This window comes from Nocardia sp. NPDC004260 (assembly GCF_053603155.1).
In genome coordinates, this window is sequence record NZ_JBSGEZ010000011.1 from 16215 (window position 1) to 36477 (window position 20263).

At 69.0% G+C, this 20263-nt stretch carries 15 protein-coding genes and 1 pseudogene; 10 read left to right on the top strand and 6 right to left on the bottom strand.

Annotation, left to right across the window (positions count from 1 at the left end; translation table 11 throughout):
* Positions 1 to 73 precede the first annotated feature (73 nt).
* The 6 genes from ACWEO7_RS08985 (at position 74) to add (ending at position 5984) form a co-directional block, all read left to right on the top strand.
* On the top strand, positions 74 to 613 hold the full coding sequence (locus tag ACWEO7_RS08985; protein WP_452422078.1) for a TetR/AcrR family transcriptional regulator: 540 nt from the start codon (positions 74 to 76) through the stop codon (positions 611 to 613).
* 91 nt (positions 614 to 704) lie between these two features.
* On the top strand, positions 705 to 1502 hold the full coding sequence (locus tag ACWEO7_RS08990) for a hypothetical protein (RefSeq protein ID WP_452422080.1): 798 nt from the start codon (positions 705 to 707) through the stop codon (positions 1500 to 1502).
* Positions 1499 to 2548, top strand: coding sequence for a DUF4129 domain-containing protein (locus ACWEO7_RS08995; RefSeq protein WP_452422082.1), 1050 nt, complete (start codon positions 1499 to 1501; stop codon positions 2546 to 2548). The genes ACWEO7_RS08990 and ACWEO7_RS08995 overlap by 4 nt, the downstream gene beginning before the upstream one ends.
* 67 nt (positions 2549 to 2615) lie before the next feature.
* A complete protein-coding gene (locus ACWEO7_RS09000; protein ID WP_452422084.1) occupies positions 2616 to 3593 on the top strand; it encodes an AAA family ATPase in 978 nt (325 codons plus the stop codon).
* Between the two features lie 3 nt (positions 3594 to 3596).
* On the top strand, positions 3597 to 4892 hold the full coding sequence (locus tag ACWEO7_RS09005) for a DUF58 domain-containing protein (RefSeq protein WP_452422086.1): 1296 nt from the start codon (positions 3597 to 3599) through the stop codon (positions 4890 to 4892).
* Between the two features lie 72 nt (positions 4893 to 4964).
* On the top strand, positions 4965 to 5984 hold the full coding sequence (gene add, locus ACWEO7_RS09010) for an adenosine deaminase (protein ID WP_452422088.1): 1020 nt from the start codon (positions 4965 to 4967) through the stop codon (positions 5982 to 5984).
* Here the strand turns inward: add and ACWEO7_RS09015 are convergent.
* Positions 5963 to 6763 carry an RDD family protein gene (locus ACWEO7_RS09015; RefSeq protein ID WP_452422090.1) on the bottom strand — a complete coding sequence of 267 codons (801 nt, stop codon included), beginning with the start codon at positions 6761 to 6763 and terminating at the stop codon, positions 5963 to 5965. The two genes, add and ACWEO7_RS09015, sit on opposite strands and share 22 nt — an antisense overlap.
* Positions 6764 to 6806: 43 nt before the next feature.
* Here ACWEO7_RS09015 and ACWEO7_RS09020 point away from each other — a divergent pair, with 43 nt between their 5' ends.
* Entirely contained in the window at positions 6807 to 7832 is a 1026-nt protein-coding gene (locus ACWEO7_RS09020) for a stage II sporulation protein M (RefSeq protein ID WP_452422092.1), read from the top strand.
* Positions 7833 to 8638: 806 nt separating this feature from the next.
* Here ACWEO7_RS09020 and ACWEO7_RS09025 read toward each other — a convergent pair.
* The 5 genes from ACWEO7_RS09025 to ACWEO7_RS09045 all read right to left on the bottom strand — a co-directional run bounded on the left by ACWEO7_RS09025 (position 8639) and on the right by ACWEO7_RS09045 (position 14557).
* Complete coding sequence (locus ACWEO7_RS09025) at positions 8639 to 10054, bottom strand: hypothetical protein (RefSeq protein WP_452422094.1); 1416 nt, start codon at positions 10052 to 10054, stop codon at positions 8639 to 8641.
* A gap of 247 nt (positions 10055 to 10301) precedes the next feature.
* Positions 10302 to 11069, bottom strand: coding sequence for an SDR family NAD(P)-dependent oxidoreductase (locus ACWEO7_RS09030; RefSeq protein ID WP_452422096.1), 768 nt, complete (start codon positions 11067 to 11069; stop codon positions 10302 to 10304).
* A 31-nt stretch (positions 11070 to 11100) separates the two neighbouring features.
* The gene (locus ACWEO7_RS09035; protein WP_452422097.1) at positions 11101 to 12075 is read right to left on the bottom strand and encodes a hypothetical protein; all 975 of its coding nucleotides are present in this window, start codon (positions 12073 to 12075) and stop codon (positions 11101 to 11103) included.
* Entirely contained in the window at positions 12072 to 13511 is a 1440-nt protein-coding gene (locus ACWEO7_RS09040; RefSeq protein ID WP_452422099.1) for a pyridoxal phosphate-dependent aminotransferase, read from the bottom strand. Before ACWEO7_RS09040 ends, ACWEO7_RS09035 begins: the two co-directional genes overlap by 4 nt.
* Positions 13508 to 14557, bottom strand: a complete 1050-nt coding sequence (locus ACWEO7_RS09045; RefSeq protein WP_452422101.1) for a helix-turn-helix transcriptional regulator — start codon at positions 14555 to 14557, stop codon at positions 13508 to 13510. The genes ACWEO7_RS09040 and ACWEO7_RS09045 overlap by 4 nt, the downstream gene beginning before the upstream one ends.
* 653 nt (positions 14558 to 15210) lie before the next feature.
* Between ACWEO7_RS09045 and ACWEO7_RS09050 the strand changes: the two genes are divergently transcribed.
* From ACWEO7_RS09050 to ACWEO7_RS09060, 3 genes and pseudogenes are all read left to right on the top strand, one after another.
* Positions 15211 to 15540, top strand: coding sequence for a hypothetical protein (locus ACWEO7_RS09050; protein WP_452422103.1), 330 nt, complete (start codon positions 15211 to 15213; stop codon positions 15538 to 15540).
* Positions 15541 to 15809: 269 nt separating this feature from the next.
* Positions 15810 to 17534 (top strand): hypothetical protein, encoded by a 1725-nt coding sequence (locus ACWEO7_RS09055; RefSeq protein WP_452422105.1) that lies wholly within the window; start codon positions 15810 to 15812, stop codon positions 17532 to 17534.
* Positions 17534 to 17917: pseudogene (locus ACWEO7_RS09060) on the top strand (WXG100 family type VII secretion target); the annotation flags it as partial. The gene ACWEO7_RS09055 and the pseudogene ACWEO7_RS09060, both read left to right, overlap by 1 nt.
* Positions 17918 to 20263: the final 2346 nt, after the last annotated feature.

Sequence of the window (20263 nt, forward strand, 5' to 3'; positions counted from 1 at the left end):
TTCCGTCGTTCATTTTCTTACCGTCCAGACGGTATAGTACTCACATAACCGTCCGGACGGTATAGTCAGCCCGGTGACGGCAGACACCCGCGATCGAATCCTGGATGCGCTCGAGACCTTGCTCCTGGAAAAAGGCATGTCGCACGTGACTCTGGAGAACGTCGCGGCCACCGCGGGCGTCTCCAAAGGCGGCTTGCTCTATCACTTCAAGAGCAAGGACGCGCTGCTCGCGGGCTTGGTGCGCAGACTGGCCGACCGTGCGAGCCAGCAGTTGGACAACTCGGTCGCCAAAGGCGGCTCGGTAGCCGAGTGGTACCTGCAGACGCCGAACCCGGCGGTCGAGGCGGAGGCGGTGGAGCTGGAGCTCTACCGGTCCCTGCTCGCGACCATGCGCACCATCGACGCCACGCCCGAGCCGGACGAGGTGCAGCAGGCGCTGGTGGACCTGATGAATTCCTGGTCGGACGGCCTGGACGAGGAGGTCGCCGACCCGGTTCAGGCCGACCTCATCCGGCTGGTCGGCGACGGCGTGTACCTGCGCGCGCTGCTCGGTCTCCCGCCCATCGATCCCGTTCGCTACCGACACGTGGTGGACCGCTTACTGCGGCGCTGACGGTTAGACTCGGCCCGTGCTGCCAGCCGCCGAACCGGCCGGCGCCGTCGGGGCGGGAACAGATCCGGTACCGGGGTCTCCTGGAACGACGGTGCCGATCCGACCGCTGAGTTTCCGCGAACTGCTCGATGTGCCGTTCGCGCTGATCCAGGCGAACATCCGCGCCCTGGCCGGGTTGAGCGTGACGGGCTTGCTGCTCGCCGAGGCCGTGGTCGTCGCGGTGACCGCGGGCGCCTCCGCGCTCACCGACGGCTCCGACCCCGGCACCGCGTGGGCGGCGATCCTCTCCACCGCCGCCTGCGCATGGCTGCTGCGGTTCGCGTTACGTGGCACGACCGTGGCCCTGGGGCTCGCGACCGTCGACGGAGCCCCGATCGGCCTGCGGACCGCGCTGCGCCGATTCGGTGGGACGCTCGGTCCGTTGCTGGTCTTCCAACTGCTGTTCACCATGGTGGGCGTCGGCGTACTCGCGGTGGGCGGTCTGCTGATCGTGACGCTGCCGCTCGCGGCGATCTGGCTGGGCCGGCTGCGCGCCCGCCGCTGGGTCGCGGTGCCGGTGCTGTTCGTCGAACGCACGTCGCATCGCGACGGCGTCGCGCGCGCGAAACTGCTCGCCGAAGGCGCGGAGTGGCCGACCACCGGGCTCTGGATCGCCCAGCGGGCCCTGTTCACGCTGCTCGCCATCCCACTGCTCGGCATCCCGCTGTTCGTCTCGGACTTCTCCGGCACCCATCGGTGGCCGGTGATCGTGCTGACCACGTCGGCGGTGTTGCTGCTGACGGCATTCGGCGAAGTGGTCGAGGCTTCGTCGCGGGTGGTGTGCTACATCGATCGCCGCTGCCGGAGAGAGGGTTTGGACATTCGCATTCCCCGGCGGGAGGCGCGATGAGCGATCCCGTGCCGGTGGAGCCGCGAACGGCCGACCCCGCGCCCGGCATCCCGCGGCTCGGCGCCGCCGCCGATCATCGCGCCGCCGCCGAAACAGCCGCCGCGCAGCGGGATTTCGACCGCGCCCTGCGAGAACGTTTCCGCGCCGTGCTGCGCGGCCTGGAACAAGGCGGTGTGCTGGAGGTCCGGCGGTCGCGCACCGCGCGGGAGACCGCCGACGACGTGACGACCGCGTTACCGCTCGAGGCCGCCACCGAGTTCCAGCCCGCCGCACGAAGCTTCGACGAGGTGGTCTACGGCGGACGCCGCGCCACCGAGGACGAATACCGCAGGCTGGAATACGCCGACCGGTTCTCCGGGTCCGCGCCGCCCCCCGCACCGGAACCGGTCGAGATCGGGGCGGTCGAGCAGACGCCGCGCACCAGGCGAAAACTGCCGCCGCTGCCGAACCTGTTGCGCGAACCCAGGTTCTGGGCGGTGCTCGCCGCGACAGCCGCGTTGTTGCTGCTGGTCTACGGCGTCGCGCAGTCCTGCGGCGCGCCGATCGCCCCCACCGCCCCGCCGCCGCACCCGCCGCCGGATCTGCCCGACGTCCCTCCGCCGGACCGCCCCGGCTTCGGGGCGGGTGACGACGCGATCTGGGACCGGTTGCCCGCACCGGTCTTCTACGGCGGCGTGCAGTTCCTGATCGCCGCCGCGCTGGTGGTGTGGTGGCGTGCCCGCAGACGGGGCGCTCTGGTGCGTGAACCCCGCCCCGTCGAAGTGGCCGCGAACGAACTGCTCGGCGGCCAGGCCGCGCTGTATCGCCGCTCGAAGGATCACGATCACGTCGCCGGGAAGCTGCGAGCGGCCGCGCTGCGCCGCATCCGCACCCCGCTCGGCATCACGGCCGACACCCCGCCGGACCGGATCGTCGCCGTGATCGCCGCGCGCGTCGGCGCCGACCCGGCCCAGATCGGCGCCGCCCTGTTCGGCCCGGTTCCCGATCCCGAGACCCTCCGGGTGGTCGCCGCTCAGCTCGAATGGATCGAATCGGAGGTCGGATGAGAAGCCCTCGCCCGATCCTCGCCCGGCTCACCGCCCGCGGGAACGCCCGCGAACCACAGGAGATGGAATGACCAGCACCGAGACCGCCCCGACAGCCGAGCAGGCGAGCGCCGCGTTCCACGCTCTGCGCGCCGAGATCGGCAAGGCGGTGGTCGGCAACGACAACGCGGTCATGTACCTGGTGCTCGCGCTGCTGTGCCGCGGCCACGTCCTGCTCGAAGGCGTGCCGGGGGTGGCCAAGACGCTGCTGGTGCGGGCGCTGGCCACGGCGCTGGACCTGGAGCACGCGCGGGTGCAGTTCACCCCCGACCTGATGCCCGGCGACGTCACCGGGTCACAGATCTACGATCCGCACTCCGCCGAGTTCACCTTCCGGCACGGCCCGGTTTTCACCAACCTGCTGCTCGCCGACGAGATCAACCGCACGCCGCCGAAGACCCAGTCGGCCCTGCTCGAGTCGATGGAGGAGCGCCAGGTCTCGGTGGACGGAAAACCACGGCCGCTGCCCGATCCGTTCGTCGTCGTCGCCACTCAGAATCCGATCGAACAGGAGGGCACCTATCCGCTGCCGGAGGCGCAGCTGGATCGGTTCCTGTTCAAGGTGGACATCCACCTGCCTGGACGCGACGACGAGTTCCGCATCCTGCAACGCCACGCCTCGGGTTTCGATCCGCGCGACCTCACCGCCGCGGGACTGCGTCCGGTCGCGGGCCCGGCGCACATCGCCGCCGCCCGCACCGCGATCGCGCAGACCACGATCAGCCCCGAGGTGCTCGCCTACACCGTCGACGTGTGCCGGGCCACCCGCACCTCGCCCGCCGTACAGCACGGCGCGTCGACCCGTGGCGCGACCGCCCTGATGGCGGCCGCCCGCGCGTTCGCCTGGCTCAACGGGCGCGGGTTCGTCACGCCGGACGATGTGAAGACCGTCGCCGTCGCCGTGCTGCGGCACCGCCTGCACCTGCGCCCGGAGGCCGAACTGGACGGTGTGACCACCGAAGCCGTGCTGTCGTCGCTGCTGCTGTCGGTCCCGGTCCCGGTGTAGCCGATGGTCGTCACCGGTCGGCTGGCCGCCGCGGCAGGCGTGGCGGCGCTGTTCGTCACCCTGGTCCTGCCCTCGGTGGTCGGCGTGGTCGTGGTGACCTGCGTCCTGGCCGCCGGGCTGCTCATCGATCTCGGCGCGGTGGGGCGGGCGCGCGACCTGTCGCTGTCCCGCGAGGCACTGACCACGGTGCGGCTCGGCCGCTCCGCCGAGGTGGAACTCGTCGCGGTCAACACCGGAGCCCGCAGGCTGCGCGGGACGGTGTGGGACGACTGGCCCGACAGCGCACGCGCCGAGAACCGCGCGCACGTGCTGGATCTCGCCTCTGGTACCAAGGTCCGTTTCCGCACCACGCTCACGCCCACCTACCGCGGCGATCGGGTCGCGGGCCGGATCACGGTGCGGCTGCTCGGCCCGCTCGGACTGGCGGGCAGGCAGACGAGGCGGGACGTGCCCGCCCGGGTGCGGGCGCTGCCCGCGTTCCGCGCCGAACGGCTGCTGCGGTCGAAAGTCAAAAGGTTGCAGCATCTCGACGGCCGCAATCTGGCCAACCTGCGCGGGCAGGGCACCGAATTCGACTCGTTCCGCGAGTACGTCGCCGGTGACGACGTGCGCGCGATCGACTGGCGCGCCACCGCCCGCGCCACCGACGTTCTGGTCCGCACCTGGCGGCCGGAGCGCAACCGGCACGTGCTGATGCTGCTGGACACCGGCCGGGTCAGCGCGGGCCGGGCCGGCGACGGTACGCGCTTGGACGCGAGCATCGAGGCGGCCCTGCTGCTCGGCGGTCTCGCCGCCGCCGCGGGGGATTCGGTCGACCTGCTCGCCTTCGACCGCCGAGTGCGCGCCGAGGTCCGAGGTGTCGGCGGAAAGGGTCTCCAGCTGAAGTTGATGCACGCGATGGCCGGAATCACTCCCGCCCTCGTCGACACCGACAGCGCCGGACTGGTGCGAGCGGCCATTCAGCGCACTCGCCGGCGCAGCCTGGTCGTCTGGTTCACCAGCTTGGACGGCGCCGCGGTGGAGGAGAACCTGTTGCCCGTGCTGCCGGTCCTGGCGCAACGGCACCGCGTGCTCATCGTCTCGGTGACCGACCCCGATGTCGCCGCGGCGGCCAGCCGGCGCGACGACCTGTCCGACCTCTACGCCGCGGCCGCGGCCGAATCCGTGCTGGCCGAACACGCGCTGGTCCAGGAATCGCTGCGGCGCACCGGGATCGCGGTCGTCGCGGCGGCTCCGGAAAGACTGCCGGAGGCCCTGGCGGACGAATATCTGGAGCTGAAACAATCCGGAGCCCTTTGAGGCCTTTCCGCCGGGCGCCGCGGTCTCGTCGAAGCGCGTCCTCGCGCGCGCGCCGAGGAGGATCATGACCCCATGGCCTCAGATCTCGCCGCCTTCGTCCGCGGATTGCCCAAAGCGGAACTGCACCTGCATCTGGAAGGGACGCTGGAGCCGGAGCTGAAGTTCCGCCTCGCCCGGCGCAACGGCGTCGAGCTGCCGGAGAAGAGCGTGGAAGAGGTCAAGCAGACCTACCGATTCCATGACCTGACGTCGTTCCTCCAGGTCTACTACCCCGCGATGCGCGTGCTACGGCGCCCGGAGGACTTCCACGACCTCGCCTTCGACTACCTGCGCCGGGCGCACGGGCAAGGCGTGCGTCACGCCGAGTTGTTCTTCGATCCGCAGGCGCACACCGGGCGCGGGATCCCGTTCCCCACGGTGATCAGCGGATACCGGTCGGCGATCGCACGGGCGCGGCGGGAGCTGGGCATATCCGCCGAACTGATTTTGTGCTTCCTGCGCGACCATTCCGCGGAGTACGCCATGGCGACGCTGCTTGAAGCGCTGCCGTACAAGAGCTGGATCCTCGGGGTGGGGCTGGATTCCGACGAGCGGGGCAACCCGCCGAGCAAGTTCGCCGCCGTCTTCGAACGCGCCCGCGCGGAAGGGTTCCTGCTGACGATGCACTGCGACATCGACCAGCCGGATTCGATCGAGCACATCCGCCAGGCGCTGGAGGACATCGCCGTCGACCGCATCGACCACGGCACCAACATCGTGGAGGACGACCGTCTGGTCGAACTGGCCTGCTCCAAGGGGATCGCGCTCACCTGCTGTCCGGTGTCGAACTCCTTCGTCACGGCGCAGATGAAAGCCGAGGAGATCGTCGGTCTGCTGAACCGTGGGCTGACGGTGACGGTCAACAGCGACGACCCCGCGTACTTCGGCGCCTACGTTGCCGACAACTACCTCGCGCTCGCCCAGCAAGGTGGTCTCGGGACCGATCAGGTGGTCGAGTTGGCCAGGAACTCCTTCCGTGCCTCGTGGATCACGCCCGCCCGGCAGGACGCCTATCTGCGCGAGATCGACGACTACGTGGCGGCGAACGGCTGACCGGCGCGCGGCGGGAAGACCGGGAACAGCGGCCACGGCAGCACCCGGCGCTGCCGTTCGGCGATGACCGCGCCGAGAATCTGCGACGGCGGACAACCGGCCGGTGGCGCGACGCGCAGCCGGCCGCACACCTCGGCCACGAGCGCCGTCCCCAGCTGGTGTTGCGCCGCGGGCGTGAGGGTGCGCAAGCGGGTCAGGTACTGCCGCACGGCCAGCGCCAGATCTTCCGGTAGTCCGGACAGCTCGAGCTGCGCGCTCCAGCCGGTCAGCCACGGCGGCGCGATCGCGAGCGCGGGCGGCGGCAGCGGGCGTTGCGCGTGCACGACCACGGTGCCCGCGAGCACGTCACCGACCCGCCGCGCATGCGGCGAGCACATCGAGGTGAGCACCGCGATGGCGCCGAACCCGCCCAGCATCCAGAAATCGACGATCGCGCCCGCCAGGCCGCGGGTGAGCGCGTGCCGGAAATCGATCGGCCCGCCGTCCTCGCGCACCACCCGCAGCCCGAGCATCAGCTTGCCCAATGTGCGTCCCCGCCAAGCGGTCTCACAGGTCACGGGGTACCCGACCAGCACGGTCACGATGGTCACCAGTACGACCACGTCCAACCAGGCCGAGTCGACGCCAGCGGGCAGCAGCAACGTGACGATCGCGAACAACAGCACGAACCCGAGCGTGCATTGGGCCAGCACATCGATCAGGAACGCGGTGGCCCTGGTGGGGATGCGGGCGATCGGCAGTTCCAGGGCCACTGCTTCGCCGGTGGTGAACTCAGCCATGTCGATAGCATTCTTGCGACCGGCGGGAGTGGGAGGCAACCGAATGGACGTGGACGCATACAGCCTGGCGCACCGCAGGGCGTGGGACCGGCTCGACTACCTGTCCAACCGGAGCAAGCTCACCGGCGCGGAGGCGGACGAACTCGTCATGCTCTACCGCCGCACCTCCCAGCAGCTCGCGCGGCTGCAGTCACACAGCCCGGACCCGGAGCTGATCGCCGGGCTGAGCGCGCTGCTGGCGCGTGCGCGCGGCCGGGTGCTCGGCACGCGAGCCGACACTCGGCAGGAGATCGGACGGTTCTTCAGCCACCGCTTCCCGGCGGCGCTCTATCGGGCATGGCCGTGGTGGGTCGGCGTCGCCGCGGTGTTCCTGTCGGTGTCGGCCGGGTTGGCAGTCTGGGTGGACCGGTTCGATTCGGCCCGCGAGGTGCTCGGAATTCCCGAGGACACAAAGAGTCTCACCGCGCCGGGCGGCGCGTTCGAGACGTACTACTCGGAACATCCGCAGGAGGCCTTCGCCGCGCAGGTATGGACGAACAACGCATGGGTGACGGCGATCGCCTTGTTCACCGGCGTCTTGATCCTGCCCGCGGTCTACCTGCTGTTCATGAACGCGCTCAACCTGGGTGTCAGCGCGGGCCTGATGGCTGATGCGGGGCGGCTGGATTCGTTCTTCGGCTTCATCCTTCCGCACGGCACGCTGGAGCTGACCGCGGTGTTCGTCGCGGGTGGCGTCGGCCTGAAACTGGGTTGGACGCTGGTCGATCCGGGTCGGCTCAGCCGGGTGGAGGCGGTGGCCAGGCAGGGCAGGGCGACCGCGACCGTAGCGCTCGGCCTGGTCGGAGTGTTGCTGGTCTGTGGCTTCATCGAAGGTTTCGTGACGCCGAGCCCGCTGCCCACACCGATTCGCGTCGCGATCGGATTCACTGCCGAGGCGTTGTTCCTGGTGTACGTGTTCGGGGTGGGGCGCCGCGCGGTCACGGAGCAGGCGAAGCCGGGTGCCGAGCCCTCGGGCGATCATCTGACCACTGTGACGCAGCCAACATTCAGCACACGCTGGATGAAGTGACTGGGACAATCGGCAGCAAGCGGCGCCAGATCGGTTCGGAAGTCCCCCATTTGAGTTCCGCTGGCCGCAGCGAGTCGCTGCTCTAGCTGCGGCCAGCGTTACCGTCAACTCTACACAACCGTTATCCCTACGCAACCCTGCCTGTCGAGGTCAAGCGTATAAAGCAGCACCCCAGCAAACCCTTGCGGCAGCACCTTTCCGCCCCGCGCCAGCTAACTGCATGCGACCCGGGCGACCATGATTTCGGCAACCGGGCACTGCTCCGGCCACACCGCCGGAATAGTCACGGGGAATACGTCACGGCAATGAATCGGAGCTCGTCTCGGGCGTTAGCGGAGCGTTTCAATAGACCCCTCCATGGTTGCTGACACCCCTTCCCACCTGCACGTTCATTTGCACGAAAGGGCAGTTGCTGGTCATCGCCCAATAGAAAGAGACCAGAAGTTTGTTTACGCGGTAATAAACCGGGTAAAGACATAGCGGCACGCCGGGAAGACCGGGCAGTTCCCCGACAGGCTCCGCATTAACCAGTGAGTGAAAAGGATCCAGTTCACCCGCCCCGCACGCCCGATTCAGCACCGGAGCCGCAACCATAACGAGGCATGTGATCTTCGCCTCACCTGCCGTTACCGAGCGTCGACCCGCGCGAAATCGACGCCGTGACACTCGACTTGGAGTGGCCCACGTCACCGTCGACGCACGGCCATGCTGCACTCCAACGATCGAACCGGACCGCCGCAACGGCAGTCCGCGACTCGAATCACTCCGCGAAAATGACCTGAATCACCTTCAAGGCGATAGGGGGCTCAACCGACGCGCAGTATCCCGGTGACCGTGCCTTGCAACAGACGGCCGTCGTGTGTGATCAACGGTGCGGTCTCCAGCGGATCGTCGACGATGGTGCCGGGCAGCGGATGCGATGCGGTGACCGCACCGGTTTCGGGGTCGAGAACGGTGAACGCGTACCCGTCCACGGGCGTGGTGTGCTCGGAGCCGACGCGAGCGACCGTGTAGAGCGCGCCGTCGGCGGTGGACAGCCGCGGAACGGCGGCACTGCGAATCTTGTTCTCCCACATCACGTGACATCCGTCAGCGGAGACGTCGACTCGCGTCATCCCCCCGGTGAACGCAGCATTCGGCGGCGACGCAGGCCCCGCCCCCTCGGGCAGCGCCGGATACGGGTAGCCGTATGTGCTCGCCACGAAGATCGAGCGGCCGATGCCGACGGGTGAATTCTCGCTTCCGGCCCCACCTTCGCCGAGCACCGGAACCGTGCACATCAATTCGCCTGTTCCGGAACGGAATACCAAGGCATGCACCTGTCCGTCGGCGTTGTCGACGATGGTCAGATAGTCCGCACCGGTCTCGGGACCGAAGTAGGTGGGCGTCGACCCGGTGCCCCAGCTGAGCTGTCCCGGCTTGCGCGCCGATCCCCGGTCGTAGGCCGCGCGCCACGCGATCTCCGGAGCGCCGGATGGGCCGACGCGCAGTTCGTACAGCGCGTGCGTCGTAGCCACCGCGACCTGTCCACGCGGAGCCGCCGAGATGCTGTTCGCCACTTGCTCCCCCGCGGGCAGCGTCAACGCGGTGACCAGACCGGCCGGCGTGACGAATCCGACCACTCCCCGGCCGGTCGCGAACCACACGTTGCCCGACCAGTCCGGAACGAGTCCCGTCACGTTGTCCCCCGACGGGATCACCGACCCGAGGTCGGCGGACTCTTCGCTGATCAGCCGCCACGCTCCCGCCGCGTCACGCTCGTGCCGGACCCGGAGCAACCGGTCGGTGCCGTCCACGACCACCAGACGGTCGTCCTGATCGAGGTAGGCGTACACACCGCCGAGCAGACTGCCCTTGGTCAACGGCAGCGCGGCGAGCGATGGCGCCAACGGGCCCGGCGCCGCCGGATCGAGCAGATACACCGTCGGGGTCTGTCCCGCGATCGCGGTGCACAGCGCGACCACGAGGCGGTCCGATCCCTCCAGCAAGGTGGGGCACGCCGAGGCCAGCGGGTACGCGCCGATCGCCGCGGCGCGGGCGTCCGGACCGGCGAGCGGTGTCGCGTCCGAGGACCCCGCGTCACCGTGCATGGTGGCGGTGCCGGTCGGCCCCAGGAAAGGATTCGGCGGCGCGAGCGGACTCCATGGCCCGGCCGCCGACGCGGGCTGAGCGGGCAGCAATGCCAGCACGCAGGCGGCGAGGAGGGTCATCGGCCGACGCATCGCGGTCCTCTTTCGCTGGGCAACGCGGTATCCGAACACCGGAGAGAACAGTATTCGGGTATTCGCCGGGCCACCCGGAACAGCGGCAATGCGATGGCGAAGCTTCCGTTCACTTCGTACGGGTTCACCCTGCGCCCGGTCCCGGAGGTGGTGGCGGCGTTGGAACAGGCGGGCTGCACCGTCGAGCAACGAAGGCATGCGAGCACGCCGATTCCGCACCATTTGCTGGTGGCGACGTCCCCGCTGACTACATCAGCGCGCCGCCGTCGACCCGGATCTCGGTGCCGGTCATGTATTTGCCGTCGTCGGAGGCGACCATCGCGACCACCCCGGCGATGTCCTCCGGGCTGCCCAGCGCTCCCCCGTTGAGCCATCCGGTCATCCGGGAGAACAGCTGCGGATCGAAACCCTCGGGCTGATCCAGGATGGACTTCGTCGTGATACCGCTGGTGATGCCGGCCGGAACGATGTTCACCGCGCGCAAGCCCTGCTTGGCGTACTCCAGGGCGATGGCGTGTGTGAAGGCGTTCACGCCGCCCTTGGACGCGGCGTAGGAGGCGAGGTAGGGCGCCGCGCTGAAGGCCGCGGTAGAGGAGATGTTGACCACCACGCCGCGTCCGGTGTCCAGCAGAGCGGGCAGCGCGGCCTGGGTCATGAGGAAGGTGCCGGTGAGATTCACCCGGATCACCTGGTCCCACACCTCGAGCGGCATCTCGTGGGTGCGCGCGGGCCGCAGGATGCCCGCCGCGTTGACCAGCACGTCCAGTCCGCCGAGGAACTCCAGCGCCGCTGCGGTCGCGGTGCGCACCGAAGCCGGATCGGCGGTGTCGACCTCGACCGTCCGCAGTCGTTCCGCGCCGTCGCCCGCCTTCTCCGCGGTGGCCGCCAGGCCCGCGGCGTCGATGTCGGCGGCGACCAGCTGCGCCCCTTCGTCCAGCAGCCGCAAGGCGATGCCCTGACCGATGCCGGATCCCGCTCCCGTCACCACCACGCGGCGGCCGTCAAATCTGCGCATGCCAAAAATTAGAACACGTTCTCATCGAGCGTCAAGGGACTCGCCGTGCTCCCCCGGCTATTCGCAGCACCATCGCCGCCGTCGCGGCGCCGTACGCACGGCTGGCCGAGCCCGGCCGATCCGCCGGATAGTTGGAGCGATGCGTGACGACGACGCCGTTGGGCAGGGTGACCGTCTTGTCCGGCACGGTCGCGACGCAGTTGCCGCCCGCCTTGGCCACCAGGTCGACGATCACCGTTCCGGAGCCGAGCAGGTCCAGCGCCGCCGGTCCGAGCAGGCGAGGCGCCGGGGATCCGCGGTGCACGGCCGTGCAGACGACCAGATCGGGCGGCGTCGCGGCGAGCGTGTCCAGCAGTGCCGCGTTGTCGTCCCGGTTCGGTACGAATTTCCCCGCGCCCGCCTCGATCGCGGCCACTCGCTGTTCGATGCGGTTGCCGACCGCCGTCGGCCGCTCGTCGCCGAACGTGCGCGCGGCCGCGATGGCGGCGAGACCGGCGGCCCCGCACCCCAGCACGAAGGCACGGACCGGGCGGGCAAGCCGCCCGGGAGCGAGCAGCCGCCTGCCTTCGGCGTAACCCACCGCGCCCGCGATCCGGCTCATGGTGGACAGCGCGTCGAACTCGGTGGTCGTGTCGTCGCGTGGCACCGCGTCGAAGGCCACCGATTCGATGCCGCGACGGCGCAACCGGTCGATCTCGTCGCGCCGGTGGTGCGGATCCTGGAAGCCGAGCAGCGTCGTCCCCGCACGCAGCGGCATCGAGTCGAGCTCGAACGCGGGCGGTTTCACCCAGACGACGATGCCCGCGCGTTCGAACACCGCCGCGCGATCCTCGAGGACGACCGCCCCGGACGCGCTGTAGTCCTCGTCCGTGAAACCCGCGCCTTGACCCGCGCCTTCCTGCACGAGAACGCGGAGTCCCGCTGTCGACAGCGTGCGCACCTCGTCTGGGGTGAGCGCCACGCGAGTCTCCCGCGACGCGGTCTCGCGCAGCACTCCGACGATCATCGTGCGGTCCCGGGCTCCGCCACCAGAGCGGTCAGGCCGCGATCGGCGAGCGCGTCGCGATAGGTGAGCCCGCCGACGATGTCGCGAACCAATTGCTCCAGCCGGTCGAAGAGTTCCTCGATCAAGGCGGGCGACTCGTGCCGCGGCGCCTTGCGCGGAGCGAGGACGTTCAACCGGACACCGGGACGCAGCGAGCCGGTCCGGTCCAGCGCGACGCTGTCGACGCCGGCCACGGCGAGCAACATGTCCTCCACCTGCGCACTCGTGTGCACGCCCGCCTTGTCGAGCAGCGCGGTGTCGAACACCACCGAGACGAACATGCCTTCCGGGTTGCCCAACGGTCGCAGCACGTCGGTTCCCAGCCGGGTGTTGATCGCGGCGATCCGGCCGCATGCCCGATCGATCTGCGCGCGCATCAGCGCGTGATTGCGGTCGAAGTAGTCCTCGGAGGTGTGCTCCAGGATGGCGCGGGCCAGATGGGTGGTCTCGCGCTGGAACGAAATCGTGAGCCGTTCCCGGATCCGAGCCAGCCACGCGCCGTCGCCGGTGCAGGCGGCGCCCATTTTGCAAGGGCCGAAGGCGTTGTAGCCCTTCGAGTTCCCCGTAATTGTCAGCACCACGTCGTACAGCCGCCGGATGCCCTGCTCGGTCTCCACGTGCAGTGCCGCGATCGGGATGTGCGAGGCCACCAGCCGGTCGAAGGCCATGTCGCAGATCACCGGAACACCGCAGTCGAGCAGCACCCGCCCGAGTTCCGCCAGCTCGGTGGCCGTGTAATCCGCGACGACGGGGTTGCCCGGCAGTGTGAGCAGCACGCCGCACAGTTCGCCCGTCGCCCGCAGTTCCGCGAGGCAGCGGGCCAGCCGGGCCGGATCGATCTTGAACGCGTCGTCCGGAGCCACCGGGCACGAGACGATTCGCAAGCCGAATTTCTCCACATGGATGCTGGAACTCTTGTAGAAGCCCTCCGGGCACACGATCGCCCCGCCCGGCCTGGCGAGGGTGGCCACCGCCTCCTCGAGCAACATCGTGCTCGAGTACGGGCAGACGATCGCCTCCTCCGGGCGCACCCGGACGCCGGGCACGCCTTCCACCGGATGCGACAGGCGCTCGAACAGCTTGCGGGCCGCGAGTTCCCGCAGAATCAGCGGCTGCCGCTTGTCGTAGAGCCTGCCGTCGAGGTACTCCGCCGGGGGTGCGATGTGCAGGCTTTCGCGCCATGCCCGGTCCAGCGCCGCGACCGCGTGCGCGTCCGGAGCCCGGCCGGTTTCGCCGTGGTAGGCGTCGATGACGCCCGAGTAGCGGCGGCCACCGGTCCCGGCGAACCAGGTGTCTCTCGAAAGATGCCCGCGCACTTCACGTTTCCTGGCCTCGGAGCGATTGGTCAGCCTCGCCAGGTCGGCGAGCGGATCGGTGAGCACCTGGCTCTGAGTCACGGAACCTCGCCTTCTGAAGCGTCTCCCGGTGCGGGCATGGTGTTCCATTTCTCCTCGAGTGCGGCGCGGAACAGGCTGCGGCAGTTGCCCTCGGTGAGTCGTTCGAACTCCGCCAGCGGCGGCTGCGCGACGATCTGGTCCACCACGATGGCCGAACCGGCGCGCCGGAGGTCGTAGAGTTTCTCGAACCGCCGGACCGCGAACGCGACGTCGTGCTTCAGCGCGGAGAAGCGCGTCGCGACCCGGGCCTGGCGCGAGTAGTCGTACTCGCCCACCGCGACGTAGCGGTCATCGACTACGAGCATGCTCTGCGCGTTGCGCGCATACTCGCGCTTGACCAGCACGCTTTCCACGCCCGATCGGGCCTGCTTCCACAGTTTGTCGTCGTAGGGCCAGACGTCCGAGATGTCGTCGAGCACATACATCCGCCGTACATCGATCTTCGGTGGATGGGTCATGTCGGCCAGGCGCAGGATCGCCGCGTGATAGTCGTCGCCGACATCGCCGCCGATCGTGCCCAGGTCCGCGGTGTGAATCGCGCGCACCGACGTGGTGGCCTGCTCCAGGATCGTCAGCCAGTCGGTGACGGTATTCCATTCCCATACCGTCGCGCTGCGCGAGGGAATCTGCGCGAGGATCTCCTCGGCGCGCTCCAATTGCCGATCGGCGACCAGGCGCAGCGGCTCGATCTCCGCCCGCGCTCCGGAGGCATCGATCAGGCTCTGCGCGATACTCAGTGCGCGCGAGACCAATTGAGGGTCCTTGCCGAGCAGGACGTTGAATCGCATCCGCAGGTCGTAGTAGGCGCTGCTGGTCGGATCGGCCGCGGGATCGGCGCTGCCGTCGGTCGGCAACTCCGCGCCGAGCGCCAGACTCAGACGTTCGCGCAACGCCAGCGGCGGAATCCTGCTGCCGTTCTCGATCTGCTGAATCAGGCTGCGGGAGCAGCCCGCTCTGGTGGCGAGCGACGCTTGGGTGTAACCGCGCTCCAGTCGTAGCCTGCGGACCAGGTTGCCGACCTGCTCGTCCGAGCCCGAGTCAGCCATTCCGCGCCTCCCATTCTGCGCCTTGCATACGCATGCTCACGGAGTATCACGATGCGACATTTTAGTCGTCAAGTGTCAAGTGGCGGCGGATGTATCGCGTTCGCCGAATTTCGTTGTCAACCAGCAATCCGGCTGGACGATCAATGTCCCGCCGCCGCAGGATCGAAGACGCTCACAAACACGCTTTTCGGACTCCACCAGGTAGTGAGGAGCGCAACTTCCGCCGACCGGCGACATGTTCTGAGCTACATGACTATTGTCGAGCAGAAATGCCCATAAGATATCGTCACGAAGCGCTAAAGCTTCGTTGACAGCATGAGGTGTCACTACCTAGCCTTGATCTCGAAGCCACCGCAATTTCACTTCGCCGCAGGGGTTTTCCCACCTGCCGCGCTCGGTGGCTCGATAACTCGAGGAGGTGCCGGATACGGATACCTCGTTACCGCGCGAGCCGAGCCGATCCGGCCGCATCCGTGGCCTTACATGACAACGTCGCCTTCGTCGTTCGCGCCTTCCCTGAGCATCAGTGCACCGAGTAATTCCGGCACGGACGAAGTCATCATGTTCGCGCCGTGGCCGAGCGCGGGTCACCGCACTCCGGGCGAGCCCGGCGGGTCCCGCGTCATAACGAACAGAGTGAATGAGAGCGGATCATGGCACTCGACATCACCGATTCGATCATCACCAGCGATATCACCCCGGAAACGGCGCGGCTGCTCCCCTATTCCTCTGACACCGGTTGGGAACTCAGCTGGCTGCCGACAGTCACTCTTACCCGCGAGCAGGCCGTCAGCGGGATGGTGCTCGACGAAATGCTCAGCGATCCCGGCACACTCGCCAGCGACCTCGCGCTCGAGTTGGCCGCCATGCACGCCGCCGAGCTCGGCATCACCTTGCGTGAGGTGCTGCTCCGGCTGTACGTCCGCATCACCGAACGCGACAATGCACCCAGCTGTCGCGATCACACGCCCCTGCCCGCCTGATCGCGACCCGGCGGGGGCTCGGTCCGGCAGGCCGATGGCACACACTATCGATCGGTGCACCGGCGTCACCGACCGTGCGCCCGGGATCCGCGCGGCGAACGCCCGACTCGAGCCGACCACCGTGCGATGTCCCACCGTCGATGGACCACGAGGCGACGAGGGCGAGGTTCTTTCCCAACCTCGGGAACAGAGCACACGGGGCCGGAACGATCCTGGCGGACAATGTTCTCTCTCGGTGTCGTTGACGCGGGCGAAGGGTTTACCGGGGCATGGCTCAATCGTTGCGGGTGGACACGGACCTGCTGCGAGCCATCACTCCTGAACTGGCCGCCATCGCCGACACCGCGCAAGGAGAACTGGCGCGCCTGAAGGAAAGACTCGCCGCCGAGGGAAAATGCTGGGGCGACGACGAGCCGGGCCGGGCCTTCGGCGACAGCTACGAGCCTGCGTCCGAAAAAGGGATCACCGGCTTCGAGAACCTGGTCCACAATCTGCACGGGATGAGCAGCAGCGTCGCCGACGCGGGCGAGGCGCTGCACGACCAGGACCACAACAGCGGCTCCCGGCTCCGCGAGCAGAACCCGTTCGACTCCATGCCGGTCAGCAACACTCCTTACGGCCAGCCGCAGTCGCGGCGTCCGGTGCCGTCGCAGTCCGGCGCCACGCCGAACACCGAGCCGGGATCCGCCGGCGACACCACTGCGACCACCTCGGCTGACAATCCCACCCCCCAAGCCGACAACCCCGCCACCCAGGTCGACAACCCAACCGCTACGGCGAGTGGCCCTACTGCCACACAGGGAACAGGACAGCCCGGCTATCAACCGACCAGCAACCCGATCGCACCCGGCTCGACGAACCCCGGCGACTACGGCCCGGCCGGTACTCCCGACTCGTCCGGGCAGGAGCCGTCCGCCAACTTCCCCTCGACGCCTTCCGTCCAGGACCGGGCGACGCCAACGGCGCGAGACGCCGCGCGAAACCCGACATCACCGGCCACTGCCACACCTACCGCCGCCGAACCATCCCCTGCGGCGACATCCAAGCCCGGCGCGTCCGGACCCGCGTCCGTCCCGCGCACGCCGGAGACTCGATGGACGAGGCCGCCCGCTGATTCGCCATGGATGCGAAACACATCCGGCACGCCGTGGTCGCGCAGCCCGGGCGGTCCGGCACAGAATCAGGCCTTCCCGCCACGCCGCAAGGGGCCGAGGCCCGACGCGGCGAAACCCGGCAAGGCCCCGAAAGCGCGCAAGCCGAAACCGGCACCGGCGGAAGCGAAGCACTCCCGGGTACGGACGGACCCGGATGCCGTGGCCGCCGCGCGGGCGCTGGCCGCTCGCCACGGCCTCCGGATCGCCGGATTCGAAGACTCCGGTGTGTCGAAACCTACGGTCGACGAGATCTCGGCGGCCGTCGACGGCATCCTCGGCAAATATCCTTTCATTCGGCCGGGCGGGATCGAGATCACCGACCTGCGGGATGGCGCGGTGTCGCGCGTGGTGCCGCATCGCGTGCCCGACGGCACAGCGGACGTGGTCACCGGTGGGTGGATGCTGCTGGACCGGGTTGCGGTGGCCAATCCCGTACTGCTCGCCGAAAGGGTGGAGGCCGCGGCGGGTGCGGGTGAGCGGGTGGCCGGGTCCGTGGACCGGCCGATGTATTCGACGATCGTTCGCGACCTGGGCCGGATACTCGAGGCGGGGGCAGGCCTGCATGTGCGGCAGTCGGCGCACCGGTCGCTGCTCATGGAGTATCGGCGCATCAGCGGGCCGTGGGATCGCGGTGACACGCTGGCCGCGATCGTGCGTGGTTACCGGCAGTGGCGCGCCCAGCTGATCCGCGCGTGCTTCTGCGGTGATCTTTTCGATCCTGGTGCGGCGGTGGTGGAAGGGTTCACCGAAGTCGAACTGCGTGGCGAGCGCGCCTGCGGGCCCGCGAAAGTGCTGCACCGGTTGGTCATCGAGCACGCCCGCGGACGATCGAGCGCCTGATGGTGCGGATCCCGGATTATTTCCCCGACTGGCTGACCGACATGGTGTTGGGGCACTTTCCGGAGGGGGACCCGGAGGCGATGCGCCGCGACGCCGACGCCTGGTCGGACGCGGCGAACGCGCTGGTGCCGGTGGCGCATCGGCTCCGCGCGGCGTTGGAGCGGTTGGACGAGGCGGTCGAGGGCGAGACCGGTACGGAAATACAGAAGCAGTACCGCAAGATCCTCGACCAGGTAGAGGCGCAGATCGAGTTCAACAACTCGATGGCCCGGAAACTGTATGCCAACGCCACGGATACCGAGTACGGGCAGTACGTCCTCATCGGCATCGCAGCAGCGCTGCTGGCGCAGTGGATCATCGACATGGCCATGCCGCCGCCCGGCAGCATTGTGAAGGCGATCTCCGATCGCGCCGAGGCCAGGGTGGGGATGGAACTCGCGCAGCGCGATCTGGTGTTGACCATATTGGGCAGGGTCGCGCGGTTCGTCGCGGAGCACCCGCGGCTGATGCTGGCTACGAAGGGTGTGTTCTTCGGGACGGTGGTCGGCGGCGGAGTGCCCTATGTCGCGCAACGTGTCCAGATCGCGCAGGGCCACCGGGAGACGGTGGATTGGCGGAAGGTCGGGATCGGGGCCGCGGCGGGTGCTGTCGGTGGTCTGGTCGGTGTCGAGGTCGGTCGTCGCGTCGCGCCGTTGGCGATCAAAGCGGGCGGGCGTGTGCTGGGCACGGTGGCGGCCGGCGGCGTGGGCGGTATGGCCGGTGGTTTGGCGGGTGGGCTGACCGCGTGGGGTTTGACGGGCGGTGACCTGCGCGGCAAGGACCTGGCCACCATGGTGTGGACCGGATTCGGCTCCGGCCTCGTCGGGGGGATCGGGGCGGGGGTGCGCGCCGGGCGTGCCGGGGTGAACGCGAGTTCGATCGAACCGGTGCCCTCTCTCGATTCGGGGCCGCCTTCCGACGCGGCACCATCGGCCCGGATTTCCGCGCCCGGGGATGGTCGTCCGCCGCAAACACAGACGGCGACGCCCGAGTCCACGTCCACCACCAGTGACGTGGACGCGCCGCAGGCGAGGCGTTCGGAGTCCGGTGATGGTTCGATGGACCGGCCCGCGGACCTGTCCGAGGCGAGGATGGCCGAGGGCGATCAGATCCTGCGCGACATGGTCGACGACGCCATCGCCCGAATCCTGGGCGGCGAGGGCCCTGGCCAGTCGCTGGACGGCGGCGGCGGAATCGCACCGAGGAGCACGCCCGACTACCCGTCGGGAGGGTCATCGTCTTCGTCGTCGCGCGGTGGCGGCACCGGATGGTCCGGCTGGAACATGACCGAGACCACACGAGGCGGTGTCGCCGTGGCCACCCATCCCGAAGGGGGTTCGGCCACACCGATGCCGACCCGACAGGCACAGATCAGCGATCCTCAGCTGCGCCCGGAGCAGCGGGGAATCACTGTGACTGCCGAAGGGTCCGCCACCCGGCCGGGCACCCACGAGCCCGGCACCGAAGTCCTTCTCGACGACGGCAGCAGTTCTTACGCGAGCCCACTCATGGTCGAACACGGACCTGCCGGAGAGATGTACTTGGTCGCGCCGGAACATCCGGCGGGCAACGCCTCTCAGGACACGGCGGGACCACGACCGGTCGGTGAAACGCTGGACGAGGGGGCGACTACCCACGAGGGACAGCCCCTGCACACGGTCGATTTCGACGCCGAGATCGCCAAGCTGGAAGCGGAGCTGGCTCAGACTTCACCACCAGCGAGCGCGGACACCACCGCACCATCGGTGGAAGCGCCGCCACAAGCCTCGGACACCACACCACCGCCCTCGACACACGCCGGAACGGAAGACGCCGTGGCGGGGCACGCACAGTCCCTTCCGGATCCCGCGCCCGCGACACCGGTCGGTTCCGATACGCAGAATCCGGTCGCACAGGCCACGGCTCCGCCACCGAACACCGCCCCCGCAGGGTATGCCTCCGCCACGCCCGAGCCGCGAAACCCCGTTCCCCCGTCGACCGCATCCCCCGCAGCCAGCGCCCCGGCGGCGAGCAATACCTCACACACCGGCGAGCCCAGACCGCCTGTCGGGCCGACAAACTCCAGCGGCACGCACCGTTCGGGCGGCACCAGCCCGCTCGCGGCACCACTGGCGGGCCACACACCGCATGCCAACAACCCCACCGCCCCCACGAACACGCCGACAGCATCGGCTCCGGCGGCAGGATTCCCGTCAAAGGATCTCGGAAACCCTGTCGCTCGAACGAACTCGCCGACAGCATCGACTTCGCCAACGGGATTCCTGCCCACCGATCCCGGAGAAACTCCCCACTCCGCCGCGACAGCCCCGGCCGCCGCAACCGGCCGACCGGGCGACGACGAACCCGACGCCGATCCCGAAGAGTTCCCCACCCCACCGGGCACCGTCGTGGACGACCCCAGAGAACACAACATCCAAAAAGACCCCCGGGAACACAGCGTCCAACAAGACCCCCGGGACCACAGCGTCCAAAAGAAGCCCGCCGGCGATCACGTAGTCATCCCCGGCGTCACCTACCCACTGGAAGACGAACCCCCCGCCGACGCCATACCCGTCATCCCGCACACCCCCTCTTTGACTCCCCTGCCCAACGACTCCGTCGGCTTGGGGCGCCTCGCCCAAAACCCCGACGACCCCGAAAACACCCCTGGCCCCACCTCACCACGCGCTCCGGATATCACCAACCCCCTC